The sequence below is a fragment of the Calothrix sp. 336/3 genome (genome assembly GCF_000734895.2).
Taxonomy (GTDB): Bacteria; Cyanobacteriota; Cyanobacteriia; order Cyanobacteriales; family Nostocaceae; genus 336-3.
This window is the reverse complement of record NZ_CP011382.1, coordinates 69,538-95,798: the sequence shown is the minus strand read 5'-3', so window position 1 is coordinate 95,798 and position 26,261 is coordinate 69,538. Positions and strand designations below refer to the sequence as shown.

The window sequence follows — 26,261 nt, the reverse complement described above, 5'->3', positions numbered from 1 at the left end:
AAATCAAGTATCTATGGAATTAATACATCAACCAGGAGACGTAATTCAACAACGCTACCGTATCTTAGAAATTTTAGGACAAGGTGGGGTTGGTATTACCTATGCAGCCGAAGATTTAGAGAGTGGCGATTCTGTGGCGCTGAAAGCTTTGTCATTTCGGCGGATGAGTGACTGGAAAAAAATCGAATTGTTTGAAAGAGAAGCGAAAATTCTCTCCCAACTCCACCATCAGGCAATTCCTCGCTATCTCGATTATTTTCAAGTAGACACAGGCTCTGACAGATTCTTTTATATTGCTCAACAACTTGCGCCAGGTAAATCTCTAGCCACATTAATAGAAAATGGTTGGCAACCCCAAGAAAAGCAAGTTCGACAAATCGCCATACAAGTTTTAGAAATTCTGATTTACTTGCAATCCCTCAAACCCCCAGTTATTCACCGCGATATTAAGCCCCAGAATATTATCCTCAACTTTTCCCCAACAGCAAAAGATCGGGGAGATATATTTTTAGTAGATTTTGGTGCAGTACAAGATACCTATCACAATACAGTCACAGGTGGCAGCACAGTAGTAGGAACCTATGGCTATATGGCTCCTGAACAGTTTCGCGGACAAGCTGTGTTAGCAACGGATTTATATGGCTTGGGAACTACACTACTGTTCTTGCTGACTGGAAAATCCCCAGCAGATTTACCACAGCGCCATCTCAAAATAGATTTTCGTCCCCATGTTCGCATTTCCCCAGATTTTGCTAACTGGTTGGATATTATCCTGGAGCCAGTCAGTGATGACAGATTTCCCTCAGCCAATTTAGCCTTAGCTGTACTGCGAGGAGAAAAACAGATTTCAGATGTTATATCCCATTTTTCTTTAACAAGATTTCACCGACCAAAAAACAGTTCTATTATCTTCCATAAAACCGAAGCAGAATTAACTATAGAAATTCCTCCCAAGCAATTACGTCACTATACTAGTTGGTTTATTCCCATTATTCTCTTGTTAGGAAATGGATTGTTTTTACTCACTTTGTGGGTATTAGTTTTTGAATACTTATCTGTTTTTAATTTATTTGGATTTATTTTTATCTGCCTTTCATTCTACATATATTTATTCTTGCTTTTGCCAATTATTGCTGATTATGTACTCAGTCCCATATCAAAAACTAGAATTAAAATTAACCAAAATGGATTTTATTTAAAGCGGTGGCTGTTAGGTTGGTCTTTTCAAAATTGTCATGAATATGTATTAGATATTAAGGATATTATTGCCAAACCTATGCAGCCCATTACGGTTTCGGTATTTAATCAAACACTCCGAAAATATCGCTTTGCTTCATTATTAAGCACATCTGAAAAAAAATGGATAGTTTGGGAAATTAGGGCATTTTTAGAGAAATTGCCTTGATTTAAAGTGAGTTCGATGAGCTTAGATACATTCGATAAATCGAAAAAAATCTGACTCAACTGGGATTATAAATCCACGTCTAACATCCAAAGTCCGTTAAAAATACGTAGACACGAAGTGGCTTGCCGAAGGCTAGTGAAATGAAGCATAAGCCCTTCGAGCACGCTTTGCGAACACAAGAATCCTGCCGATTTTACAATCTGTTACATAGTTAGGTTTATTCTCACCAACTTACTTATATTAAAAGAATCTTTTCACTGAGGGTTTGACCCAAAAATTAGGCGATCGCTAACCAAAAAACAGTTTTTTCTATCCCAGTTTTCGGTAATTTTTGATTCTATAGGTAGATTGACAAATGCGTCACAACCTTAAATTGTTACCAATGATGCTACTTTCACCAATTTTGGTTGTCATCTTCTATCAATCTCAAATCTAAACGGGCGTTGTCTGCTCCCAATTACTATTGAGGTGGTGTATGAAATTGATTTCTGTTTGTGTTGGAATGCCACGTGAGGTGAGTTGGAAGGCGAAATCTGTGACAACTGGCATTTTTAAGCAGCCCGTGAATGGACGAGTGATGCTGCGAACACTCAATCTAGATGGAGATCGACAGGCAGATTTAACTGTTCATGGAGGTGTCGAGAAAGCAGTTTACGCTTATCCAATGGAGCATTACACTTACTGGCAAAAGGAGTTACCAGATGATGACTTGCCTTGGGGTGCGTTTGGTGAAAATCTCACGACTGAGGGTTTGTCGGAAACAGAAGTGAATATTGGGGATTGCTTTCGTATTGGCACGTCTGTTGTGATGGTGACGCAGCCCCGATTTCCTTGTTTTAAGCTCAATCTTAAGTTTGGACGTGATGATATGGTTAAACGGTTTCTTCACAGCCGATTGAGTGGCATTTACTTTTCAGTAGTGCTTGAAGGTGAAATTGGTGTAGGAGACGACATTGAATTGGTGAGTCGAGATGAAAACAATGTCACGGTTGCTGATATTGTGCAAATCTACGTGCATGAAGCTGATGAAAATTTAGTGCGTCGTGCTATTCAAGTTCCAGCTTTGGCAGATGGTTTACGAACTTATTTTCAACAGCAAATTGAAGTTTTATAGAGGCGTGATTTCCCCGATACTAGGATACTTCAACCTGACAAAGATGTATTACAAATCAACAGTTATGTCTATCTCTGACCTGGAAGTGCATTTGGTTTTAACCACCAAAGTTCTGAAATTATTTTCTCACGCAGGGTGGATTAGTCGCCGATGGGGGGTCGGGGTAAATTGCTAGGGTATGATAATCAGGAATGCCATCATCATAAATAATCCGAAAGGTATAGAGTTTGGTTTTCCCTTGCCCTTCGGTGATGACTGTTAACAAGCTATTACTAGTATGGGGAATTCCTGGTATTTTTATCTTAGAAATACGTCGAAGCTGGATGACATTTGCTCCTGAACTTTTACAATCATTACTATTAGCATTGCCACCTTGCCCAAACTGCTGACAGACTTCTCCATCAAAATCAATTATGACTTGAGAAGGGTCATTCAACCAGACTTTCTTGATAATCTCTCCCGCCGGCAGAAAGCTTAAATTTGTCCCCTGTTGATACCAAACCTTGATTGTGGGAACAATTCCACTAAAACCTTGTGCTTGACAGGAAAACATAGAACGCAGCACTGCATTTTGGGCGATCGCCCGACTTGTAAGAAATACAATTGTCCCGGCAAATATCACCGAAGTTAAATGAAACCAAGGGGAAGAGAGAAATTTGGGATGATGAATTTTCATAAATTTCCTATTGCCACCAACCTAAAATTGCATGGATTGATTGACGTAGACTTCCACCTTAGTTCCTGCTTTTAAAAACCAGATATTTGTCCGTTGGATCATTTGGGTAATTGCCTGTTGGTTACGTTGGGAAATCTGTGGTACCACACTCGTTACACCACCTTCCACAATTCCCGCTAATATATTGCGTTTAGGATTTGTATTGGTGACAATTGTACCACTCGTAGTTGTGGTGACAACCTGGGATTCTGTACGGTTAAATAATTCTGCGGCTTTCCCAATTCCCCCTAACACAAATAATCCTAAATCCATGGAAGCAATGGAACCACTCTTATTAGGAAATTGGTCAGCAATTAATGGTCTACCTTCCGGCGCACGCACAATTAAAGCATTTTTAGGTAAGGTTTTTTCAATGGGATTTCCTTTATTTGGTATAATAACTTTAGTCACAGTCAACTGTAATAAACCCTGTTCCGAAAGGGAACGAATTTCTACTAATAATTCACTCTTTTCTGGTAAGGCAATTTCTCCATCTAGGGACTTCAATGGTTCTTTTAACCGCACCACAAAAGAAGTTTTCCCCTCGTCATCATCTTTATTCTCATTCCCCCGACTAGTTTCCCCAAAGACTGCGGTTGCTAGTACTGCTTTTGCTGTCATTCCCACTGCCACAGATTTCGGACTTTGTTGCTCCGATGCTTGACTAACTACTGCATTGAATTGTGTATTTGTTGGTTCTGGTGGTGTGGATTGGGGTGGTGTCGGTTGGGGTGGTGTGGGGGGATTTGCTGCCAGGGTGGGTGCAGGAGCAGGGGTTGCAGAGACTAAACCGTAGCTACCTAACTTGGCTAATCGATTCCACTCTTGGAGGGGATCGGGTTTGGGAGTGACAGGATTTACCATGGGTGGTTGCATGGGTGGTTGTATCGGTGGAGCGATCGCGGTGTTGACGGGGATAGGAGGAGCATAAGGAACCCTCGCAACGGGGTTTGCTGGTGCAGGTTGGGAAATGTAAACTGTGCGCTGGGGTGCGGTTCGTGTGATGGGGTTAAATGATGCTTGTCTAGCAGAAATAACTGGGGAACGAGCAACAGTAATTAATCTATTGGTTCTCAATCTTTGCTGGGCAAGTTTAACAGCTTCGGTTTGTTCGGTGAGTGCTAATTTTGTCTTGAGAGTTTCTATTTCTGTTTCTAAATTTGCTGTGGCAGGTTGGGTATTTACAGGTTTCGCTGTCAGCAAATTATTTTCTACCTTGGGCTTTTGTCTGCCCACACTCATCAGTTGGGATAAAAAACCACCTGCTAATAATACCATCATTAATGTGCCTCCCCCGACTAAACTTAACTTGGCAAAGGGGTTAGCAGAAAGGGGTTGTTTTTCACTGCTTACTTCTGGGGTATTTGCTGTTTCTTCGTTGACTGGTGTTGCTGCTACTGTTTGAGTGCGAGATTCATCTTCAAAACCGACTAATCTCGCCATTTGTGATTCCCAATCTGAGCCAGAATTCTCTGATTTATGATTTTGAAAGGGTAGGTGATTATTGGAATTTTCCGAGGGTAAGGAATAGGATGTCATGGATTTTTAGGGGGTTGAGTTATACAGTCGGGGGAAGGATAAAATATTGTGTAATTCGTAGTAATATCTAGATAGGGTGGTTAATTATCAAGTTATGAATACAGCGTTACATGAAAATTTCTTTCCTCCTTTCCAGAGATGTTTGTTTCGTTTATATACCCTAAATATATTTTCATTAATCAAATATCGCAATCGTAAATCATGAATTTGATAAGATGAAATTGGTTGATTTCACCAATAATGATTAAATAACTCTATTTTTTCTCTGCACACTGTGTATCTTTACCATCACACATCTGATATATTTCTAATTTAGCTTCACCAATGCGATAGGCAGCTAAATGCCATGGTAAAGGTAAATTTGGCAGGGTGACATTTTGTTCTTCTGTAGACCTAACTAATATTTGTTTATGAATTTTGATTGATTTACCCCTCTGATCGGAACTACTAAAATTTAACTGATAACCAGAGATTTCCACTTGCCATTTTCCTTCCGTAAGTTGTTTGGGTTGGGAAATTCTCTCAATCACAAAAACATTTTCATCGACACGATTAGTATTTTCAAATTGCACAGAAGGATTTAAGGTGATGATTTCAGCTTTTAATTTTTGCTTAATTTCATCAGTCATCAATCCATAGACAGTTTCCCAAATCGTTTTTGGTGGTTGTTTCGATGACCAGGTTAACATTAAAGTCATGGTTTCACCTACAAAGCGACGAATTGTTTCGGGATGTCGTTCCAAATTAACTTTTGGGTCTACTGTAATTGCTCGACCATCTATTAATTGTACTAAACTCTGGGGTGTCAGTCGTTTGCCTAATTCTTGTAAGAGTGAACCATGGAATAACAGAATTAATAAGGTAAGAACGTTAACACTAAAGGTGATAACAACAAATAGGGGTAAGATACTACTTTTTTTCGCTTCTGATTTGGTAAACATGGATAATGGGGCAATGATGACTCATGGAATTGAGAAAATTGATGCAATTATCTTGTAGTCTGTAGAGGTTATTTTCTCCCTCATTTCATAGATGATGTTATTTAAAAATTACTCTTAATAAAACTTTCTAATTTTTGATTTCCTCCACAACGCTGTAATTTATCAGGATTGTTCTCATTGTAGCCATCAATCAAACATAAATTTCGGATTTCATAGATTTCCAATTTTTCCGAACGGACACTGTATATGGCTTGTTGTAAGTTAGAAATATTTTCCGGTACAGGATAGGCAAAATAATCGACACTTTTAACAAGTAAATCCTTATTAAAAGGGGTAATTACCTGACGATTCTCCTTTCTTTGAATTAAATCTGCCACCATTCCCACTCGCCATTTTCCTGGAGAAATTTGTACTGGAGGATACACTCTTTTAATAATTAATTCGACTGTAATTGCTTGTTTAGGATTATTACTAAAAACTTCCGGTGGGGTGATTTCGGCAATTTTGCTTAAAAACCCTTTGCGAAAATCTTCGGAAAGAGCAAAACTTGCTACCCAGGTACTTGTCGTAATTTTTTGTACACCTCCTTGAGTTGTAGGAATCGTAATTCCTGTGTCTGCTTTGGGTTTAGCAACATCTTCAATATTTTGTGCTGGGAGCTTTCCTGACCAGTTAAACATGGCTATCATGGTTTTACTGATAAATTGGCGGATTGCTTCTGGTTCCCTAGCTAAATCTGATGTATTGGTGACAGGTTTTCCATCCACAAGTTGGACAAAATTCGGCGGTTTACGGAGATTATATTGCCGGATAGTTAAACCTTGAATGATGATTAAGAGGAGAACTAAAAACTGTAAGGAAAAAGTGGCGATCGCGAACAAAGTCAACGCACTTCCCTGGGGTTTCTTTTTTTGTTGTAGTAACCGCACCATTTAACTATTCTCCCGCACCAAATTAGTGGTATAACTGGCAGCATTAAAGATGGCAACTCCTCCCACGGTAGCTACAATTAATGATAACAAGGGCGCAAGAATTCCCAGGAAAATTATAAACCACATTAAGTCTGGGTCGGCGTTGGCATCTTCTGCTAATCCATTGACGATGACTGTCGCAGTTAACACGGCAATTATATTAAAGGAAATTTTCGCAATCCCCATCGCTAAAAATCCCGTCAACCAGGCAAAAATTGGCTTTCCCGCAACGGGGAGCAGGGAACCACCCACAGCTAGGGGTCCTAATGCAGCTATTAACAGCATGGATGCTTCAATGAGATTTTGAAATGCATATTGTAAGGAGACTAGAAAACTTTTGATGGTGGTTTGAACATTAGAACCTAACAAAGCATTAAAAGTATTTTCGGAAATACCTCCGATGGTAAAAATTATCTGATTGACTTTATTTTCTAAGCGACTAATCCAAGGGCGATCGCCATATAAATTGCGATATTCTTGCCAGAGCAGACTAACTTTATCGTTAGCTTTAATAAAGCATCTAGTTTGTTGTTCTCCGCTCAATGCTTGGCAAGGACGTAATAAAGAACCGACAATATCTTCGGCAATACTCATATTAATTGCTTGTTGATATACCAAATTTGCATCGGCAGTTGTTACCACCTGTTGATTAATATTATTTAAGAAGTTTCTCACCCCCAAAGTTAAGTTAGAGAGGGGGCTACCACCATCAGAATTTGCGAGTAAAACCACAACAATAAAGGGCCAAATTAAGGCAGAGAAGGGACGGGAAAACTCACTATATAAAACATCCCGTAACCATTGCACCATGAATAATAATAGGGTTCCCACTGCGAAGAAAATACCCAAATTAGTCAGCGCACCATAGAGATTATTTTTCGTCTCATTTTGTAATAAATCTAGCCATTGCTGATCCCAACCCTCCGCAATATTTTTCGCGGCGATCGCCCCACTATTAATTGCGTTATCTATTCCTGTATCCGTGAGAATTTGTAAGAAATATAAATGCATGAGATTACGATATTTTTCCGAGAGATTCTACATTTAATAAGTAATTATTTTTTCTCCTCCCTACCGAATAAATCTACCTGGGAAGTCACCCGTAATAACCTTGCTGCTTCTGCTGCTTCATCTACCCTGCGAGAGCGGTTTGTCACCTCTAATTGTTGGGAAATTGCCGCTAAATTTAAATTAGAATATTGCAAAGATTGATTTAATTGAATTGTTTGTCCCAAAGATTCTGCATTCAATTTTGTTTGTCTTTCCTGAATTCTGACTGCTTTTAGTTGTACAGTAATTTGATTAATAATAAAGTTGGCTAGGGCTGAAATTGCTGCCGTCTCCGGTGACTTGGGGTCAGCTTTAATTGTATTTTCCAAGCCATTTTGAATCTTGTCTAGACTGCTAGTTTCTGCGGCGATTTCCTTAATAATATTATCAGTCTCTATCAACTTGCCTTTTAATCTTGTTTGTCCAGCAGAACCCAAAATTCCTAATACTGCCCCTTCTGTGAGTAAACGATTAATATTATTACTAACTCCCACTGCATTTACTGCCGGATTATTTTCAAATTCATCCCCAAAGGAGTTCAGGATAATATCATTAGTCACTTGCTGCTCTAAACCGATAGGATTAGGAAGATTTAAAGCCCCATTAGCATTCGTAATTGCTGATTGTGTCTGAATTTCCAGTGGTCGAAATTTAGTGTAGACATTATTGCGATAATAATTTTGCAAATCTACAGAATAGGATTGAAAGTCTGTCCAGATTTTACCGAGTTGGGCAACTGCAGGGAGAGTAATTAGGGAAGTAAAAACTAGGGTAAAAATCAATGTTTTGCGCATATTCTGAGATAATTTGTAAGGGTTTATCCAGTTGAAAATTGAGATTGGATATTAGACTGACTAAAACATCTCATTTGCTCTTTGTCTTTTTCATAGGCAATATAGGAATAATTAGAAATGAGATATTCCTCCGAGGATAGTCAATAGTTGAGTAACTCCATCAAGTCATCAAATCTATTATCTATTACCCTCCTTTCAAACTTGCCAAAAGTTGCCGTGCAAAGGTAGAAATTGCCTGATACTTATCATCAATATCCTCCATGGTTTTCTGCCTTGCACTTTGTTCTTGGGGATTATTTGCCACCACTGCTAACTGTTCATAACCAGGATAATAGCGACAGAAAGTATAAATTCCATTGTCATCCAGCAACCATTGACTATAGACTCCTTCGCGACGGGGGAAAAAACTTTCCGAAGCATTACGAGCAATAATCTCCCTCGGATATTTGAGAATACTCACGAAACTATCCACGGCAACGGGTTGAATTCGTCCAATTAAGCGGGTAGTTAAGTTTTGCAAAATTTTCGAGGCAGCCTTAGACTTGGCGATAGTATCAGGGTCTTGGGCTGAGAGAATCACCCGAATCCCGGCTTTCGCACCGTTAGCGCAGATTCTGCCCACCAAGTCGGAAATTTGGTCAAATTCAAACAAAATTGGCGCTTCATCAATAAAGAAGATAGAAGCTGGGCTACTTAATGCCCGCCGTAAAGCCGCAGAATAGGCACTCAGGGAGAGAACTGCCGCGTCTTCGCTGTCCGAAAGGTTTCGCAGGGCAAAAACTAGTAATTGTGCGTCTGTGGGGAAACTAGAGGGGGATGAGATAGCCTTGCCGACACGACTAGAGAGCCAAAACCGCAAACGCAGATGTATCTGATTTAACGCATCTTCCACCCTGCCACTGATGGAGTCGAGTTGCATATGTTCTGGGGAACAGAAGTGGATGAAATCGTTTAAGGTGGGGGTATTTTGCCATGCAGTACTACCAAAACCACCAGCGATCGCCTCCGTATAACGCTGTTGAATTTCCGGATGGGCAAAAAAGGCAGATAGAGCCAAATTCAGAACGGAACGCACAGTTTGGGTGAGTAACTGACTCTCACTGGAGGAACCAAGAACCATTGTCATCAGCGCAGATTCCAGAAAACCGACATAATCCAGGAGGCGATCGCGCTGTTGTTCTGGTGTTAAGGAACGTAAATCTGGCTGTTCAAACAGGTTATTCGATTCCTTGGAAATATCAAAATATGCTCCATTGCGCCCCATGAATTGGGTATAGTCGGTGAAGGTGGAAGTCCCGTCAGGTTTGGGAAAATCCAGAGCTACCACAGGGATATTATGGGCAAGAGCTTGGGTAAGAATCCCCGATACGAGGACAGATTTCCCCGCGCGGGTGGTGGCAAACAGCGCCAGGTTTTTATGCTGGGCAAATAAATCTAGATGTACCGGGGAACCCCCTTCCTCAGAAATTAATTCAAATCCTTCCCTATCCCCCTCCCTGGGTAGTACCAAGGGCATTAATCCGGGCACCTCACTGGTTAGGTATAATTGACGACGATTAAAGGGTTTCGCCATCAAGCCTTCCCAAACTATCGGCAGGGTTTGTAACCAAATTTTCCAAGCATATTCTGTCTCCCGAATCACCCGCGCCGGACGCTGAAAGCAGTTTTCAATATACCTTGTAGCTTCGTCTAATTTTTCCGGTGTCGGACGATGGACTAAAATCGCAATACCTGCATAGATGGGTATGGCTCCCTCATACAACTGCTCCTGAGCAGCTACGGACTTTTTCAGCTTCAATTGGGCGCTGACATCGATGGTACGGCTTTTCTCCTGAGCCATCAGGGCAGTCATATTTGACTGTTTCAGTACCCTTTGCAGGGTATTTTTGACGATCGCCGGATTTGCTGCCGTCAACTGACAAAATATCTCCGTATTGACAATGGTTTCCCTAGCTAGCAGTTCCCAAAGATACCGCAACTGGGCAATTTTACTGCCCCAACCACCGGGTTTTTCCAGAAACGTCATCACCCCGATATGTTGATTTTTGATTCTTACCCAACGGCGATCGGCAATGGGGACATCGGATTCTAAGAGTAAAGTGGTACCGTGGATATTCTCTAGAAGTAATTTACTACTAGCTAAATCGGAGTTGACGGACTCATGTAAACCATGCTCATCTAAAGTAATTAACTGGGGAATGTCTATCGGTTCTGTTTGATTAAATCTGCGCCAAACTTCTCCCCATAATTCATCTGCTGTTAAAGGTTTCACATCCAAACCCATTTGGTTAGAGAGAATTTGCTCCCACCGGAAAAACCCATTTTTATAAGCATTGGTAATCAGAGTTTCAATCCGTTGCTGCTCAACTTCTGTTAATTCTCCCTTAAACTTTAACCACCAAGTTTCCACCCTTGCGAGGAGTTTTTCTACCCAATCATCGCTACGGTTTGAATCTGGTTCAACGGTGTAGGTGACATATACCCGCAGAAATTTTGGTTTGCGAATCCCCCCACGGGTGAGTTCTTGCACCCTAGCACGTTCTGCCATCAGTAAATACTGAATATCACGGGAAGATGTTGCCCTAATTAACTCCCCTAGCTCTGCTTGACGTTGCGTATCATTACTGAATGAACCCAGGTGAAATGTAATTTTTTCACCTTCGGGAATATCTTTTAACCCAACTTCAATATTACTAAATATAGTATCAATTTGCTCCTGTCTTAGGGTGGTATGAATCCCTCGACATTCAAACCCAAAAACAAAACAAAATCTATCTTTTTGTGTTCCTTTTGTTAATATATAAGCTCCGATATCTCGTCCTTCTAAGGAAAAACGTAACATTGTGGCTAAATGTAAAGCATCTTCAAAAGGTGTAAGTCTTTCACCGCTTGCGACGCTTTGTTTGCCGATTTTTTCTTTCATAGTTAATTAAAAGCAAACTTTGATAACGGGCAAAACCTCTAGTCCAGGTAGGAACACCAATAAATTTGCTCAAAAAACGCCAACTTCTCCCCCCAGTTAATATCCACCATGTTGCCATCCCCCAAGCTGCAAGTAGGATTGTCCACAGCCATTTCTGAAAGTCATCGGTAAATAATCCTCCAAAAATACCATTAATGATAAAGTAGGAGACAAGGGCGATTAATGTCCATGGTAATACCTGATCGGCAGGAATTGGACCTAGGGAAGGCTGCGCTCCGAGAATTTGATTGACAGGTCGAAAATCTTTTTCTGATTCATTATTCATCGGATTCTCTTTGTTGAGATTGAGATGGTTGGGGAAATTTGCAGTGAGATTTTTCATTACTGATGATCTCACTTCCCCCTAGGTTGGGATTATTTACTACTATCCCCAATGATAAATCCTGTGAGTACGTCAGCAATGGTGACAGCAATCACCACTAACAAGGGAGTTCTGGCAACAGTTTGCCAATCTTCATCTTTCCGCACTGCATTAATGACACCAACTAAGGAAACTGCAATATAAAGGAGATAAATTGCCCGGAGAATATTAAATATCAGGCTGATTGCTGTTTGAGAACCGCTACTATTTGTGGTTCCTTGGGAAAGGCTAGTAGTGAAAAAGTCCTCTGCTTTCTTAAAGAATTGTGCTTGGGCAGGAGCCGCAAAATAATCTAACCAAAAGGCAGTTAAAATAACGGCGATCGCGAGTATTTGTAATGGTAAAATATATTTTTTAGGCAATTGTGCTTGCCATCTGATTTGTTGCAGAATTGTGATAATCAGGCTACCAAATAATAAACAAAATAATAAGGTGGGACTACCTAAACTAATTGTGATTAAGAAAATACTACAGGCAAGCAAAAATGGTAAATTTGTCTGAAATTTTGAAGATAATTTTGCCAGTTTTGGGTACTTATTTGCCCATATATTGCCCGGATTATCCATAATTTTTTGTTGATTTTTGCTGCGAATTGAGTCAATTATATTCATCTTAAATATCCCTTAATTTCCCATGAAAACTAGAATTATGCTTTAATATCACAATTTAACATGATTAAACTTTATTGTTAAACACATCTGTGAATTTACGGTAAAAGTTTTACTGCCATGATTTAACTTGCTTCACCGATAGGATTATACCTAAGTATATAACTGACATAGAAGATAGAAATTTTACTGTAACAGGAAGTTTTGTTTACCATGGCTTAACCTTCTTACTATAGATACGCATTTATCGGGAAAATGGATTTGAGGCACTCCAGCCGATATTACAATGGTAAGAATTTTTGCAGAAGGTAGAATCCATAAATATAATAAACCCTGACTTTTCACTTCCAGCCAGGGTTTATGGTAAAGCGTTTCCCAATCAGATGAAATACAACCCCACCTGCCCTATCGGGCACCCTCCCCGATTTCGGGGAGGGCTGGGGAGGGGTTCTTCTATACCTCACAAGAATGAGAAATATAATACCGACAAGTATTGGGGTTAATTGTAGCTATGTGTAATCTCAGCTTTTCAGCCGGAAAATAATTTCTTGAATTGTTTGTGCATCGGGGGATTGGAGACTTTGGAAGAGGGTAAGGGATTGGTAAAGGTAGTTGAGAGCAACTTTTACCTTTCCTTGTTGTTGTGCTAAGTCTCCTAACCACCACAGAGTCATTGCTTGTCCGTGGATATTGCCAATGCTAATTTCCAATTCCAGAGATTCTTGGAAGAGGGCGATCGCCTCCTCTAATTCCCCACTATCGCTGTAGATACTACCAAGGTTGTGCAATGTGGCGGCTTGTCCCTGAACATCGCCGATACTTGCATAGATATCTAAAGACTGTCGCCAGAGAATAATGGCTTTGTCAATTTTTCCCTGTTGTGCGTAGACTCCAGCGAGGTTATTAGTGGTGGTAGCTTTACCAGAGAAGTCACCGAGTTCAGTAAAGATATCTAGGGATTGTTGCCACAGAGAAACTGCCTTAGCGATATTGCCTTGATCGGCGTAAATTCCAGCTAAGTCGTGTAAAGTCACAGCTTTACCTTGAATATCACCGATTTCCGCCTTCAGCGCTAGGGAGTCTTGATAAAGGGCGATCGCCTGTTTAATCTCTCCTCGTTCGGCATAAATCTCCGCCAAATTATGTAAATTTTCCGCCTTACCCTGGATATCTGCACAGCTTTCACTCAATTGTAGGGATTTTTGAAACAGGGCGATCGCTTGATTTGTATCCCCCTGATGCACACAAATTACCCCTAACTTGTGTAATGTAGCTGCCTTACCAGCAATATCACCGATAGTTTCCTTCAGTTCTAAAGATTTTTGGTAGGCTTGACGTGCTTGTTTAATTTGCCCAAGAAGGGAATAAATCCATCCTAATTGGTGGAAAATTGTCGCTTGGGTAGCAGCAAAATCCGAATTTTGGCAAATTAACTCTAATGCACCCTGAAACACACTTTCAGCTTTTTTCAACTCCCCCATACTTATGTAGACCAAACCCAATTCATATAAAATTTGGATGCGGTCTTCTAGATGAGTTGCACTCTGTTGGAGTTGTGGTTCAAAGCTATACTCCAGCAAAAATCGTTGCAGTAATTCCAGACGTTCCTGTTTCGCTGCAAAGGTTAATGCTCCCCAATGTTGCTGTAAATTGACTCCTTTCCTTGCTTCCATGGTGGTACTAGATTCCCTACATTTGCAAAAGAAAAAGTATTTCCCTGCCCAAAATCAGAGACATTTGGAGCTAGAACAGTTGATACAGTGCCAAATATCCGCTTCGGTTCACCTGTTCAGTAAACGAGCGTCACAAAATATGCATCGAGGATATCTCGCTGCCGACTTATTTGTTGTTTGCCCCCAAGAAGCGGAAATATAAGGGCGTTTGATAGACTGTATCAAGACCTTTGCTTTTGAGAATTCAGTATTGTGGTGAATAAACTTGCCTTCGGAAACAGACTATAGTTACTTGGCAATAGAGTGATAATCCCTACAGACAAAGCTAACGTGACGAACAGAAAGCAGTTAGCCATTAACTATTAGCAGTCTTCTGAGGTTTTGTTTATTTGCACCTTGCAACTGAGCAAAGGATTTTAATATTACTGAATTATATTCTATATCTGATGACTTTTGATTTATCGAAATTTTGTGATTGATGAAGCAAAATCGTAAGTTTTTCCACAAAAAATTGACATTTTTCACATTTTGCGAAAAACAGAATCATCCAGGCTAGTAGTCTACAAAGGAAACTTTAGCTTGTAAATTAATCTTGTTACTCCCTACCCCAACTCATTACTCCCTACCCCCTTAAAAATTGCTTCAGCCTTGAAGATATTGCTACAATTGATACCATGCCGTCAGAGCTACAGCTAAGGCATCGGCAGCATCATCTGGTCGTGGTATTTCGTCTAAGTCTAATTCTCGTCCCACGGCTGCCTGAACTTCATGTTTGTCTGCATTCCCGTATCCTGTAAGAGCCTGCTTAATTTGGGCTGGAGTGAATTCTACATAGGGCAGTTGATGTTGTGCTAAGACTAGCATGATTACACCCCTAGCTTGAGCCACTAGAATGGTATTTGCCATGCGATAAAAAAATAATTTTTCAATGGCAACTAAATTTGGTCGGATATCCCCAACTAGGGTATGTAAATCATCATACAAAGTACAGAGTCGCTGTCCCATTTCCGTATCGGCTGATGTTCTAATGACTCCGAAATCTAGCATCTTTACGGAGTTTTCCTGGGGCTGGGTCGAATTTTGATTACAGGTAATGGCACCAAAGCCCAGAATCGCAAACCCTGGATCCAGTCCTAAAATTCGCTGTTCCATAAATCTTGGTGAACTCTCCTGTCAGTCTTTTTACTAGGCAGATTGGCAACTTTTGCACTATGGTTTTAGTCAACATGGAAGTATTGAATTATAGTACAGATGCCCTGTCGCTTCTGTTGACTGACAGTCCTTCCTAGAGTAAATCTAATAATCCCATACCTGGAATTACAACCAGGTTGTGTACATTTTCTGTTAATCATTAGTTTATACCACTGCTTGAGAACAGGTATGTCAATTGGTTTTCTTCGACAAGCCCTAAATACCCTGCAACAGCAGTCACGTCGTCACACTCCCTATCGTGTGAACCAGTGGTTCAAGTGGCTATCTCCTGGACTATCTGTAAAACGTTGGTTGTTAATTAGTATGGGGGGGGTAATCCTAGCCAGTCTGGGGTTAGCAATTTGGGTAAAACTCAGCCCCATTTTTTGGGCATTGGAGTTATTGAGGGGTTTTTTAGGAGCGATTACCAACATCTTACCGAACTATATCAGTGGTCCATTGGTACTGCTGTGTGGTTTGCTGTTGTTACTTTGGGGGCAAACTCGTACAGTTGGTTCAATTACGGAAGTTCTGAGAACGGATGGAGATGAAGAACTGATTGATGTCTTATTAGCTCATCGTCGATTGTACCGGGGACCGAAAATTGTGGTGGTTGGTGGCGGTACAGGACTTTCGACTTTATTACGGGGTTTGAAAGCTTACAGTGCCAATATTACAGCGATCGTTACCGTTGCGGATGATGGGGGTTCTTCTGGGCGTTTGCGGCAAGAGTTTGGTGTGTTGCCCCCTGGTGATATTCGTAACTGCTTGGCAGCTTTGGCTGATGAAGAAAAGTTATTAACAGAATTATTTCAATATCGTTTTCGTGCAGGTGATGGTTTAACAGGGCACAGTTTTGGTAATTTGTTTTTAACAGCGATGAGTGAAATTACTGGTGACTTAGAAAGGGCAGTGGCTGCAAGTTCTAAGGTGCTAGCTATTCGGGGACAGGTTTTACCTGCAACCTTAACTGATGTGCGTCTCTGGGCAGAATTAGCCGATGGTCGCCGGATTGAGGGGGAATCAAAAATTACAGAAGCTGGGGGAAGTATTGTCAAAATTGGTTGTACTCCAGCCAAACCTAAGGCTTTACCTGCGGCGCTGAAGGTGATAAAAGAAGCTGATTATATTATTATGGGTCCCGGTAGTTTATATACCAGTGTGATTCCAAACTTGTTGGTTCCGGATATTGCAGATGCGATCGCCACGCGCAACATACCTTGTATTTACATCTGTAATATCATGACTCAACCGGGAGAGACCCAAGGATATACAGTCGCTGACCATATCCGGGCAATTGATGCTGCTTGTGGTGGTAGAAAGCTATTTAATGCGGTGCTGGTGCATCAGAAGACACCTTCGGCTCGTGCCCTTATTCGCTATGCTCAACAGAACTCCCATCCTGTATTTGTGGATCGGGAAACTATCACTCATTTAGGTAGACGTATTGTCTCAGCCAATGTCATGTATGAGGATGAAATGGGCTATGTTCGCCATGATCCCCAAAAACTCTCAAAAGTTTTATTCCGGTGGTACAGTAGCGCTCAAAAAGGTCGAGGATAGGGAGGATTCCTAGGGGATAAGGAATTTATCCTCCTCACCCCTTAGCAATTCTAAGCTACGGCAACAGTTGGTTGTTGCCAGCGTCCCACAGCTTTACCGATAACAGCCAATTCTTGCATCAATTGGTCAAAAGCTTCTGGTGTGAGGGATTGTGGTCCATCGGAAAGAGCTTTTTTCGGGTTGGGGTGAACTTCAATCATCAGGGAGTCACAACCACAGGCGATCGCTGCCATGGACATAGATGGTACATAGGCTGCCCAACCGGTACCATGACTGGGGTCAACCATGATTGGTAGGTGTGTTAAATTTCGTAACACGGGCACGGCAGAGATATCCAAATGGTTACGGGTATATTGTCTATCAAAGGAACGAATACCCCGTTCACACAGAATCACATTCGGATTACCGGCTGCCAAAATATACTCAGCTGCCATCAACCACTCTTCAATGGTGGCAGACATGCCCCGTTTCAGAAGTACGGGTTTTGGTTGCGCTCCCACCTTCTTCAACATGGAGAAATTTTGCATATTTCTCGCCCCAACTTGGATGACATCGGCGACTTCGACAATTTTATCTAAGTCCGCAGCGTCCATGACTTCGGTGATAATACCCAGTCCACTGGCTTCCCGTGCTGCTGCTAGTAACTCTAGAGCGCTTTCCCCGTGTCCTTGGAATGCATAGGGAGATGTGCGAGGTTTGTAAGCTCCACCACGGAGGAATTTCGCCCCCGCAGCTTTGACTCGTTTTGCCGTCTCCACAATCATTTCTTCGTTTTCTACGGAGCAGGGACCAGCTACCACCACTAAAGGATGGTGTTCTCCAAAGGTTACTGCACCATCGGGGGTATTCACAATCACCTCTGATGCTTCCCCGTGACGATATTGGCGACTAGCGCGCTTGTAGGGTTGTTCTACCCGTAATACCTGCTCGATCCAGGGGCTAACTTCTTGGATTTGTAAGGGGTCTAGATCAACGGTTTCCCCAACTAAGCCAATAACGACCTTGTGCTTCCCGACAATCTTTTCTGGTGAGAGACCCCATGTGGTTAGTTCTTCGTTGATGCGGTTGATTTCCGCCTCAGGAGAACCAATTTTCATGACAATAATCATGCTATATTCCCTGATTGGTTGAGTTATTCTTATACTTTTGCCAAAGGCTAATAGCTGAATGCTAAGAGCAAAGGTGTACTAGTCAATAAATAATAATTTGTTTTCCAGTACATTTTGAGATTTTGTACCAATAAGATATCATCGCAAAAAATTGCGACCTCTAAACATTAATTTTCTAATACTTTTAATAGTAATGTTGAAGTTTATTCTGACAAACTTCAACATTTGCTGACAATCTCTGCTTTTGGCAGTGGTCATATCTTGGAAGCTGACACCAAGCTTTAAACCTTTTTTTGCCTTGTGGCGCGCCAACCTTCTACCATTCGTCCCCAGTTGGTATTAAATTCTCTCAAACCGACTAAACCTCCTGCCCTCTCTTCATCCCAAGAAGCAGAGAGAACGCCATAGGTGATTCCCAAGACACTGAGACCAAAAAATCCCATATTGACTAACAAGACGGCAATGGGAGCTAATTTAATCTGTGCCATGGTCAGGAGAAAGTAGCTAGCAACTAGAGTAGTAATACCTAAAAACATTGGTATCCCAGAGAAGAAAGCTACGCGCTTAACCATGCGTTGGCTGACAACTTTGGGAATAGCCATTTCTTCTTTCGTGAAAGGTGGCTGATTTTCTGATTTTTTCTCTGATTCTTGCTTGCTAACTGGGGACTTGCTTTGTGCTTTTGAGGATTTTGGGCGCTTACTTTTTGGCTCAAAAGGTAAGTTTGGGCTTTCAGATTCACCAGACATAGGTTTGACTTTTATCCACGAATTCCTAGACGAGCGATTAAGGCTTGATAGCGTTCTCTGTCATTTTGGATGATATAGGATAACAGGCGCTTACGCTGACCGATCATCTTTAGGAGTCCACGACGGGAGGAGTGGTCTTTTTTGTTGGCTTGTAGGTGTTCGCTGAGACGGTTAATGCGTGCTGTTAGCATCGCAATTTGCAAATCAGCAGAGCCTGTATCTGTTTCGTGTACTTGATACTGGGTCATGATTTCTTGTTTGCGCTGTTGCGTTAAAGCCATAGTTGTCCGATTGATTTATTTCTAAAAAATATGCAGCAGTCTCCCATAATATCACAGGTACGTGAATGGGTGAAAAGGGTACAGGGTTCGGAAGTTTTGTAGGGTGAAGTCATATTTTCCTTGGGAGATGGGGGGATTTTCTCCCTACCTTGCCTCCCTAGGGTTAACATAAAAAAGTGTTAACTGAAGCGATCGCTAACCCCATGGACTGGATAGAAATCTCTGGCAATTGGATATTAGTCCCTCGTAATCCTATTGGTATAATTCATTTCCTCGGAGGGGCATTTGTGGCAACTGCGCCCCATCTCACCTACCGTTTACTGCTAGAGTCTTTAGCTGGGAAAGGTTTTATGGTTATTGCCACACCCTTTGTGAATACCCTTGATCATGTGGCGATCGCCAAGCAAGTATTACGGAATTTTGAGCGTGCATTAATTCGGTTAGAAGAGCGTTCTCTGTTGCCATCAGGTTATTTACCTATCTACGGTGTGGGGCATAGCATGGGATGCAAGTTACACCTACTTATTGGTAGTTTATGTGACGTTGAAAGAGCTGGGAATATCTTGATTTCCTACAATAATTATGCTGCTCGTGATGCTATCCCCCTGATTCAACAGTTCAATAGTCAATTAAGTTCAAATTTTAATGTTGAATTTACTCCTTCCCCCCTAGAAACCAATCAAATTATTCAAAGCAGCTACAAAGTTCGTCGTAACCTATTGATTAAATTTACCAACGATACCTTAGATCAATCTCTAGGGTTAACAGAGTTATTAAACCAACTTTTTGCAGAGATGGTGACAACACAAACTCTGACGGGTAATCATCTGACACCCCTAGGTCAAGATGTCAAATGGCAAGCAGGGAAAGACTTTAATCCCTTTGATGCTTTAGGACAATGGTTTAAGCAAGAAATTTACCGTGATTTGCACCAATTGAAACGTACCATAAATTTGTGGTTAAATCCTCTTTCATCTCTATAAAGTTATTGCTTTGCAAGAGTCCCGAAAGTCGGTAAAACCCTCAGTTTTGCCTTCCTGAAATCTCAGGCTATTGCCAATCAAGACAGTAATGAAATCGACTTGATATGACTATTGACTATCGGCTATTGACCAATGACAACCTCATTTCAAATTTTAATTATTGATGATGACTCCACCGTACAAGTTCTTCTCAAAAGAATGTTGGAAAAACAGGGTTATCAAGTTATTAGTGCTAACGATGGAGAATCTGGAATTAAGCAAGCATTACATTACCAACCAGCATTAATCATTTGTGATTGGATTATGCCTGGTATCAGTGGATTAGATGTTTGCCAAAGAATTAAAACAGAACCAAGTTTATCAACGACTTTTTTTATTCTTTTGACATCCTTAGATTCTGTTGCCGATCGCGTGAAAGGGCTAGATGCGGGAGCGGATGATTTTATCACTAAACCCATCGAGCCAAATGAACTAAAAGCTAGAGTGAGAGCGGGTTTACGTCTCCATCAAATGAGCCGAGATTTACAAACTCAAAAACAAATTTTAGAGGCAGAATTCACCGAAGCTGCTGAGTATGTTTGTTCTCTTTTACCACCACCAATGGCAGAACCGATTAACATTAATTATCGCTTTCTTCCTTCTCGACAATTAGGTGGTGATTGCTTTGATTATTATTGGTTAGACCCCGATTATTTGGCAATTTATTTACTCGATACTGCTGGTCATGGACTCAGGGCAACTCTCCCATCGGTATCTGTATTAAATTTACTGCGATCGCGCGCCTTAAAAAGCCTCAATTATTATCAACCTAGTGAAGTATTACGCGCCTTAAATAATACTTTCCAAATGAGTTACCAGAATGATAAATACTTTACAATCTGGTATGGTGTCTATAATATTCCTCAGCGCCAGCTAATCTATGCCAGTGCAGGACATCCACCAGCTATCCTGATCACACAACAACCCCATGGCAAAGAAATTAAACATCTACGCACACCTGGCATCCCCGTAGGAATGTTTCCCCAAGCTCAATATGTTGATGAATTTTGCCATATAGAAGAAAATAGCACCCTATATATTTTTAGTGATGGTGCCTACGAATTTACCCAAAAGGATGGCAGTCTCTGGGGTTTAGAAGCTTTCATTAAAATGCTAGGCAATTTGCAGCATCATCCAAGTAACCAACTCGATCAGATACTCAATTACCTAGTAAGTTTTAATTCTCAAGAAACTTTTGAAGATGATTTATCTATTCTAGAAATACTTTTTAGCTAATTGCGAGCAAAAATAGTTTTCTGAAATTCGTCTTGGTTAGGGAAAATTTCAAATACTTTATCCATACCAGTTAGCTCAAATAAAATTCTTACTTGTTCATTAATGGAACAAACGACTAATTTACTATCAGATGCTCGAAGAGTTTTAAAGGCTGAAACTAATGCTCCTAAAGCAGAGCTATCCATGAATGTGACATTCTGAAAATCGACCAAAACAATCTTGGCACCCTGTTCCAATGTATCAGTAATGTTCTTGCGAAACTCTTGGGACTGAGTTACATCTAAATTACCACTTGGTTTGACGATTTCCACAGAAGTATTCATCATTATTCAGCACCTTTAGCTATGGGAACTACTATTGAGATTACAAAATGATACAGTTCATTATAATTCAGGATATAAATACTTGCCACACTAGATAAAGATTTCATCTCAAATAATCCGATTATTATTATCATCAGAACAAAAATTTACCATGGCTGATTAGTTGGAAATAAATAGTCATCAATCAGTGTGTATAAGTAGGTGGAATATAAATTTTTGACTGACTTGATCAGTTAGAGAAGTAAACAATTATGAGAAGATGATAGTCCGGTTTGGCTATATTTGATCATTCAATTCTCAGACTTGTTTTGATATTTAGGGAACAGGTGACAAGTGGAAAATGCTTTTGGTATCAGCATTTGGTAATCACCATATGCCAAGAGGTTGACCTCTGTCTATGGCTGTAATATACCGTCACATCACTAGTATTCCCCACGGACTCTCACTTGCAACAAGATGAGTAACAAAAACTCTTACAATAGACTTCTTGGAGGAGCAGAGGTGAATATTTGGGGTAATTTTGGAAATTTTACCTTTCTTAGAAGTCCCAATAGCACCACTATAGGCAAAAATTTTTATAAGTAAGCTAACAGGAAAATCAGATATGGATATCAAGAATGGTTTTATCGGTGCAGTCGGCAATACACCACTGATTCGCTTAAACAGTTTTTGTCAAGAGACAGGTTGTGAAATTCTTGGTAAAGCCGAATTTCTGAACCCTGGTGGTTCCGTCAAAGACCGTGCAGCTCTGTATATGATTGAAGATGCAGAAAAAAAAGGTTTACTTAAACCAGGGGGCACAGTAGTAGAAGGAACTGCGGGAAATACTGGTATCGGTTTAGCTCATATCTGTAATGCCAAGGGTTACAAGTGTCTAATTATCATTCCTGATACCCAGTCCCAAGAGAAGATGGATGCTTTGCGATCGCTGGGAGCGGAAGTTCGTCCAGTTCCAGCAGTTCCCTATAAAGATCCAAATAACTACGTCAAGCTTTCAGGGAGAATTGCTTCAGAAATGGAAAATGCCATTTGGGCAAATCAATTTGATAACCTAGCCAATCGTCTTGCCCACTATGAAACCACAGGTAGGGAAATTTGGCAACAAACCGATGGTACAGTTAATGGTTGGGTGGCAGCAACTGGTACGGGGGGAACTTTTGCGGGTGTGGCAATGTATCTGAAAGAAAAAAATCCTGCAATTAAATGTGTGGTTGCCGATCCTATGGGTAGTGGACTTTATAGCTACGTTAAAACCGGAGAAATCAAACTAGAGGGAAGTTCTATTACAGAAGGCATTGGTAATAGTCGGATTACAGCTAACATGGAAAATGTACCCACCGACGATGCCATCCAAATTCACGATCAAGAAGCATTGCGCGTAGTTTATCAACTATTACGTCAGGATGGATTGTTCATGGGCGGCTCTACTGGTATAAATGTTGCGGCAGCCGTCGCCCTAGCAAAGCAAATGGGACCTGGACATACTATTGTCACTATTTTATGTGACAGTGGTTCTCGCTACCAATCGCGCATATTTAACCGTGAATGGTTGGAGTCTAAAGGCTTAGTAGTCGATTTTTAGATGATTATTTGTCCTCAGGAAACGGGCAGGGATGCCCGTACCACATATTTTGGAGCATTTTGATATTTTTGGAATTTGCAGTTCCCTAACTAATTATTCTGTGGCTTTCTAACAACATTCTTGTTTCCTATGGATAATCCTATTTCTTTATCTGTGCGTGTATGTCAAAATCGCACTTGCCGTAAGCAAGGAGCAGAAAAGGTATTAGCTGCTTTTTTAGCTTTACCCCTACCGGAATTGACGATATCAGGTAGCGGTTGTTTGGGACAATGTGGTAATGGTCCGATGGTGTTAATACTACCTGAGAAGATTTTTTACCCTAGGGTGCGTCCTGAAAAAGTAGCTCTATTGATAGAACAGCATTTATTAGGGGTAAAAAGGTGACAAAGATGTTTTACTATCGGTTTCATCAGCAGGAATTAGTCAATTAATTACTCAATGAAATCCCATGAATATTCAGGAACTACGTGAATCTTTGCGACTTAAGTGGGTTAGTTATTATTCTCAGAATCGTTCCTGGTTGGTGAAAATGCGTATTTGGGCAAGCTATGATGGTTTGCGTCGTCCTTCTTCTGGGTTTATTTTGGCAACTTTGTCAACTTTAGAACCGCAATTAGGGGACATTTTACCTTTATTAGTAGAATTAAATAGTAATCCCGATGAGATTATTAATGCCCTAGGTTTGAATTTTAATCCTGATGAAGAAATTCCAGAGGTAAGGGATCATCACTCTGCATCGAGAGATTATGGGAGTAATGGTGTAGGTAAAGTGAATGGATGCAGAAAGTATGAGTTGTCAGAAAAATTTCACTCCGAATCTCAGGTTGTAGAGCATAAAAAACAAACCACTTCCTGTTTGACTGTGGTTTTAGATAGTAAAAATGGTCACAAAGCTATCTTGCCGATCGCCATCCACGGGAATGGGAAACATGGTAGAAAAATGACCCTTATTAGAGATAATCATCACCATCACAATGGGAAATATGCAGATTCACCTGTGGTTGGGAAGCGTCATATGGGGACATCTGGACAGTCGTTGAGCCATTTACCGAGTAAATCATCAGATGAAATCAGTCCACAGATAATCAAATCGACCAGAATTGCTAATTGGGTGGATGATTTTTGTCAGGGTGTAAATTGGGATGAAAAGGATAGTACATTTTTGCCGTTTTGATGAGAGTTGTCCCAAATGTGTAAATTGTTTTTTGTCGTGCGGACTTATCACCTGCGTTCTCATACCAAGTTGGGTTTTGTCGTAATGGTTCAGGATAATGAGATTGCTTCCCGACCGTCGCCATGACAGTATAGAGACTACTCTCTTTGACAGCAAATTAGTATAAAATCAGGGAGCAAGATGCTCCCACTACAAATTGTATTTTGGCAAAATTGGGATGCTCTGGTTTTAAAGCCTTTTGAGCGGAATGGTGCGAAACCCTAATAATCCAAGTTGCGAGATATTTATTCAGGCGATCGCTGTTGTGTAATCAAATCTTTTCCAGGAATAAATTAATACTTTAAATCAACTCAGTATATTTGGTGATATTTGGGTGTTGTATGAAACTTTGTAATTAGCGATCGCGCGAATCTCAAGAACACGAAGCAAAGGAATTTCAAGAACTTGTAACTTGTGTGAGTAGCTCGTGACTGACTTGTATCTAATTTAATACTGACTTCACATATATCATCAAACACCCAATGTATGATTCTGGATATATATAAAACCCGGATATACCTATGGGACGCTCAGTAAGAGTACGTAAAGATTATATTGAAAAAGTTAAGCTCGCAGTGCAACGTCAAGGCTTTCCCCGACAAAAGGACTTGGCAGAGACGTTAGGATTTTCCTTAGCAACTGTAAGTAATTTCCTCAACGGTAAACCCGTGGATTGGTTAAATTTTAGCGAAATTAGCGAAAAATTAGGTTTTGATTGGCAAGATATTCAAGATATCTCCAATCAGGAAATAAGCCTGAACACAAATGGTGATGGAAATGGAAGCGGGGTAATTACCCCAGACGAAGATGACAACTTTATCTATATCGATCGCCCACCCATTGAGGAAATATGTGACAAAACCCTTTCCCAACCTGGTGGTTTATTGAGAATTAAAGCTCCTGGGTGGATGGGGAAAACATCTTTGATGGCGAGAATTCTGGGAAAAATGGCACATCAAGGATACCGCACCGTGCTAGTAGATATGCATTATGCTGAAACCGATAACTTTAGCAACCTAGAAAAATTCCTCAAGTGGTTCTGCGTCAGTGTCAGTCAAAGTTTGCACATGGATAACCGAATTGCAGACTACTGGGATGATCAATTTTCTACACCAAAAATGAACTGCACCGCTTATTTTGAAGAGTATTTATTAGCAAAATCTTCTGCACCTTTGATTTTGTGCTTGGATACAGTTGAGCGCATATTTCCCCATGAAAAAGTTGCCGGGGAATTTTTAGGATTATTAAGAGCTTGGCATGAACAAGCAAAAACTCGTCCTCTCTGGAAGCAGTTACGGTTGGTAATAGCTCACTCGACAGAAGTGTATGTTCCTCTCCGAGTAAACGAGTCTCCCTTTAATGTTGGTGTACCCATAGAATTACCTGAATTTACTCCAGAGCAGGTGCTTTTGTTGGCGAAACAATACGGTTTGGAGAGGGATTTGCAGCAAATTCAGCCATTGATAGATAAAGTTGGCGGACATCCTTACCTAGTAGGAGAAGCATTTAAGAATCTGCAACTTAACCCGACTATTACCCTCGAACAATTACTACAGACATCCGTTACCGATAGAGGTATATATGGTAACTTGCTTCGTCACTACTGGCGACTGATTGAACAAGATAGCGAATTAGCAGCAGTCTTAAAAACAATTGTGAAAAGTCCTAGTCCAGTTCGCGTGTCACCCACACAAGCCCATAATTTGTACAGGATGGGGTTAGTAAAATCAGTAGGTAATGAAGTAATAATTGGCTGTGAAGTGTACCGAGAATACTTTAGCGATCGCTTTGATTTTCTCGACCAATAATTTCTGTTTCTACCAACTGTAATAAATCAA

Annotated in this window: 23 protein-coding genes and 1 pseudogene; 9 read left to right on the top strand and 15 right to left on the bottom strand. The window is 40.7% G+C overall.

The features are described 5' to 3' along the window. Positions 1 to 13 precede the first annotated feature (13 nt). Together IJ00_RS00440 and IJ00_RS00435 are read left to right on the top strand one after the other, a co-directional pair. Complete coding sequence (locus IJ00_RS00440) at positions 14 to 1,405, top strand: serine/threonine-protein kinase (RefSeq protein ID WP_035148980.1); 1,392 nt, start codon at positions 14 to 16, stop codon at positions 1,403 to 1,405. A gap of 475 nt (positions 1,406 to 1,880) precedes the next feature. After that, on the top strand, positions 1,881 to 2,519 hold the full coding sequence (locus IJ00_RS00435) for an MOSC domain-containing protein (protein WP_035148978.1): 639 nt from the start codon (positions 1,881 to 1,883) through the stop codon (positions 2,517 to 2,519). A gap of 118 nt (positions 2,520 to 2,637) precedes the next feature. On the opposite strand, the gene IJ00_RS00430 is transcribed toward IJ00_RS00435, so the two are convergent. The 11 genes from IJ00_RS00430 to ruvC form a co-directional block, all read right to left on the bottom strand. Further along, complete coding sequence (locus IJ00_RS00430; RefSeq protein WP_035148976.1) at positions 2,638 to 3,195, bottom strand: hypothetical protein; 558 nt, start codon at positions 3,193 to 3,195, stop codon at positions 2,638 to 2,640. Positions 3,196 to 3,216: 21 nt separating this feature from the next. After that, on the bottom strand, positions 3,217 to 4,773 hold the full coding sequence (locus IJ00_RS00425) for a TrbI/VirB10 family protein (RefSeq protein WP_035148974.1): 1,557 nt from the start codon (positions 4,771 to 4,773) through the stop codon (positions 3,217 to 3,219). 254 nt (positions 4,774 to 5,027) lie between these two features. Beyond that, positions 5,028 to 5,714 (bottom strand): hypothetical protein, encoded by a 687-nt coding sequence (locus tag IJ00_RS00420; protein WP_035148971.1) that lies wholly within the window; start codon positions 5,712 to 5,714, stop codon positions 5,028 to 5,030. Between the two features lie 101 nt (positions 5,715 to 5,815). After that, positions 5,816 to 6,646 carry a hypothetical protein gene (locus tag IJ00_RS00415; RefSeq protein ID WP_035148968.1) on the bottom strand — a complete coding sequence of 277 codons (831 nt, stop codon included), beginning with the start codon at positions 6,644 to 6,646 and terminating at the stop codon, positions 5,816 to 5,818. Next, positions 6,647 to 7,696, bottom strand: coding sequence for a hypothetical protein (locus tag IJ00_RS00410; protein WP_035148967.1), 1,050 nt, complete (start codon positions 7,694 to 7,696; stop codon positions 6,647 to 6,649). A 44-nt stretch (positions 7,697 to 7,740) separates the two neighbouring features. Further along, a complete protein-coding gene (locus IJ00_RS00405; RefSeq protein ID WP_035148965.1) occupies positions 7,741 to 8,529 on the bottom strand; it encodes a hypothetical protein in 789 nt (262 codons plus the stop codon). 184 nt (positions 8,530 to 8,713) lie between these two features. Next, the gene (locus IJ00_RS00400) at positions 8,714 to 11,452 is read right to left on the bottom strand and encodes a hypothetical protein (RefSeq protein WP_035148963.1); all 2,739 of its coding nucleotides are present in this window, start codon (positions 11,450 to 11,452) and stop codon (positions 8,714 to 8,716) included. Beyond that, positions 11,412 to 11,777, bottom strand: a complete 366-nt coding sequence (locus tag IJ00_RS00395) for a hypothetical protein (RefSeq protein ID WP_035158238.1) — start codon at positions 11,775 to 11,777, stop codon at positions 11,412 to 11,414. The genes IJ00_RS00400 and IJ00_RS00395 overlap by 41 nt, the downstream gene beginning before the upstream one ends. An 89-nt stretch (positions 11,778 to 11,866) precedes the next feature. After that, positions 11,867 to 12,484, bottom strand: coding sequence for a hypothetical protein (locus tag IJ00_RS00390; RefSeq protein ID WP_238178403.1), 618 nt, complete (start codon positions 12,482 to 12,484; stop codon positions 11,867 to 11,869). Positions 12,485 to 13,002: 518 nt separating this feature from the next. After that, a complete protein-coding gene (locus IJ00_RS00385) occupies positions 13,003 to 14,154 on the bottom strand; it encodes a lipopolysaccharide assembly protein LapB (protein WP_035148961.1) in 1,152 nt (383 codons plus the stop codon). Positions 14,155 to 14,814: 660 nt separating this feature from the next. Beyond that, the gene (gene ruvC, locus IJ00_RS00375; RefSeq protein WP_035148957.1) at positions 14,815 to 15,306 is read right to left on the bottom strand and encodes a crossover junction endodeoxyribonuclease RuvC; all 492 of its coding nucleotides are present in this window, start codon (positions 15,304 to 15,306) and stop codon (positions 14,815 to 14,817) included. A 228-nt stretch (positions 15,307 to 15,534) separates the two neighbouring features. On the opposite strand from ruvC, the gene yvcK reads away from it, so the two are divergent. Beyond that, a complete protein-coding gene (gene yvcK, locus IJ00_RS00370; RefSeq protein ID WP_035148955.1) occupies positions 15,535 to 16,908 on the top strand; it encodes a gluconeogenesis factor YvcK family protein in 1,374 nt (457 codons plus the stop codon). A 50-nt stretch (positions 16,909 to 16,958) separates the two neighbouring features. On the opposite strand, the gene aroF is transcribed toward yvcK, so the two are convergent. From aroF to rpsO, 3 genes are all read right to left on the bottom strand, one after another. Further along, positions 16,959 to 18,017 carry a 3-deoxy-7-phosphoheptulonate synthase gene (aroF, locus tag IJ00_RS00365; protein ID WP_035148954.1) on the bottom strand — a complete coding sequence of 353 codons (1,059 nt, stop codon included), beginning with the start codon at positions 18,015 to 18,017 and terminating at the stop codon, positions 16,959 to 16,961. 281 nt (positions 18,018 to 18,298) lie between these two features. Beyond that, positions 18,299 to 18,766, bottom strand: a complete 468-nt coding sequence (locus tag IJ00_RS00360; protein ID WP_035148953.1) for a PAM68 family protein — start codon at positions 18,764 to 18,766, stop codon at positions 18,299 to 18,301. Between the two features lie 11 nt (positions 18,767 to 18,777). Beyond that, positions 18,778 to 19,047 (bottom strand): 30S ribosomal protein S15, encoded by a 270-nt coding sequence (rpsO, locus tag IJ00_RS00355; RefSeq protein ID WP_035148952.1) that lies wholly within the window; start codon positions 19,045 to 19,047, stop codon positions 18,778 to 18,780. Positions 19,048 to 19,250: 203 nt separating this feature from the next. Between rpsO and IJ00_RS00350 the strand changes: the two genes are divergently transcribed. Together IJ00_RS00350 and IJ00_RS00345 are read left to right on the top strand one after the other, a co-directional pair. After that, positions 19,251 to 20,030: a DUF1350 family protein gene (locus IJ00_RS00350; RefSeq protein WP_035158236.1), complete on the top strand. Its 780-nt coding sequence runs from the start codon at positions 19,251 to 19,253 to the stop codon at positions 20,028 to 20,030. Between the two features lie 132 nt (positions 20,031 to 20,162). Then, positions 20,163 to 21,305, top strand: coding sequence for a PP2C family protein-serine/threonine phosphatase (locus tag IJ00_RS00345; protein ID WP_035148951.1), 1,143 nt, complete (start codon positions 20,163 to 20,165; stop codon positions 21,303 to 21,305). Here the strand turns inward: IJ00_RS00345 and IJ00_RS00340 are convergent. Further along, positions 21,302 to 21,628 carry an STAS domain-containing protein gene (locus IJ00_RS00340; protein ID WP_035148948.1) on the bottom strand — a complete coding sequence of 109 codons (327 nt, stop codon included), beginning with the start codon at positions 21,626 to 21,628 and terminating at the stop codon, positions 21,302 to 21,304. The genes IJ00_RS00345 and IJ00_RS00340 overlap by 4 nt on opposite strands. Before the next feature lie 604 nt (positions 21,629 to 22,232). Between IJ00_RS00340 and IJ00_RS00335 the strand changes: the two genes are divergently transcribed. The 4 genes and pseudogenes from IJ00_RS00335 (at position 22,233) to IJ00_RS00320 (ending at position 26,231) form a co-directional block, all read left to right on the top strand. Beyond that, positions 22,233 to 23,210, top strand: coding sequence for a cysteine synthase A (locus tag IJ00_RS00335; RefSeq protein ID WP_035148947.1), 978 nt, complete (start codon positions 22,233 to 22,235; stop codon positions 23,208 to 23,210). 129 nt (positions 23,211 to 23,339) lie between these two features. Continuing rightward, positions 23,340 to 23,641: pseudogene (locus IJ00_RS00330) on the top strand (ferredoxin). A gap of 17 nt (positions 23,642 to 23,658) precedes the next feature. Next, entirely contained in the window at positions 23,659 to 24,384 is a 726-nt protein-coding gene (locus tag IJ00_RS28635; RefSeq protein WP_052754344.1) for a DUF5331 domain-containing protein, read from the top strand. A 560-nt stretch (positions 24,385 to 24,944) separates the two neighbouring features. Next, positions 24,945 to 26,231: an AAA-like domain-containing protein gene (locus tag IJ00_RS00320; RefSeq protein WP_035148945.1), complete on the top strand. Its 1,287-nt coding sequence runs from the start codon at positions 24,945 to 24,947 to the stop codon at positions 26,229 to 26,231. Positions 26,232 to 26,261 lie beyond the last annotated feature (30 nt).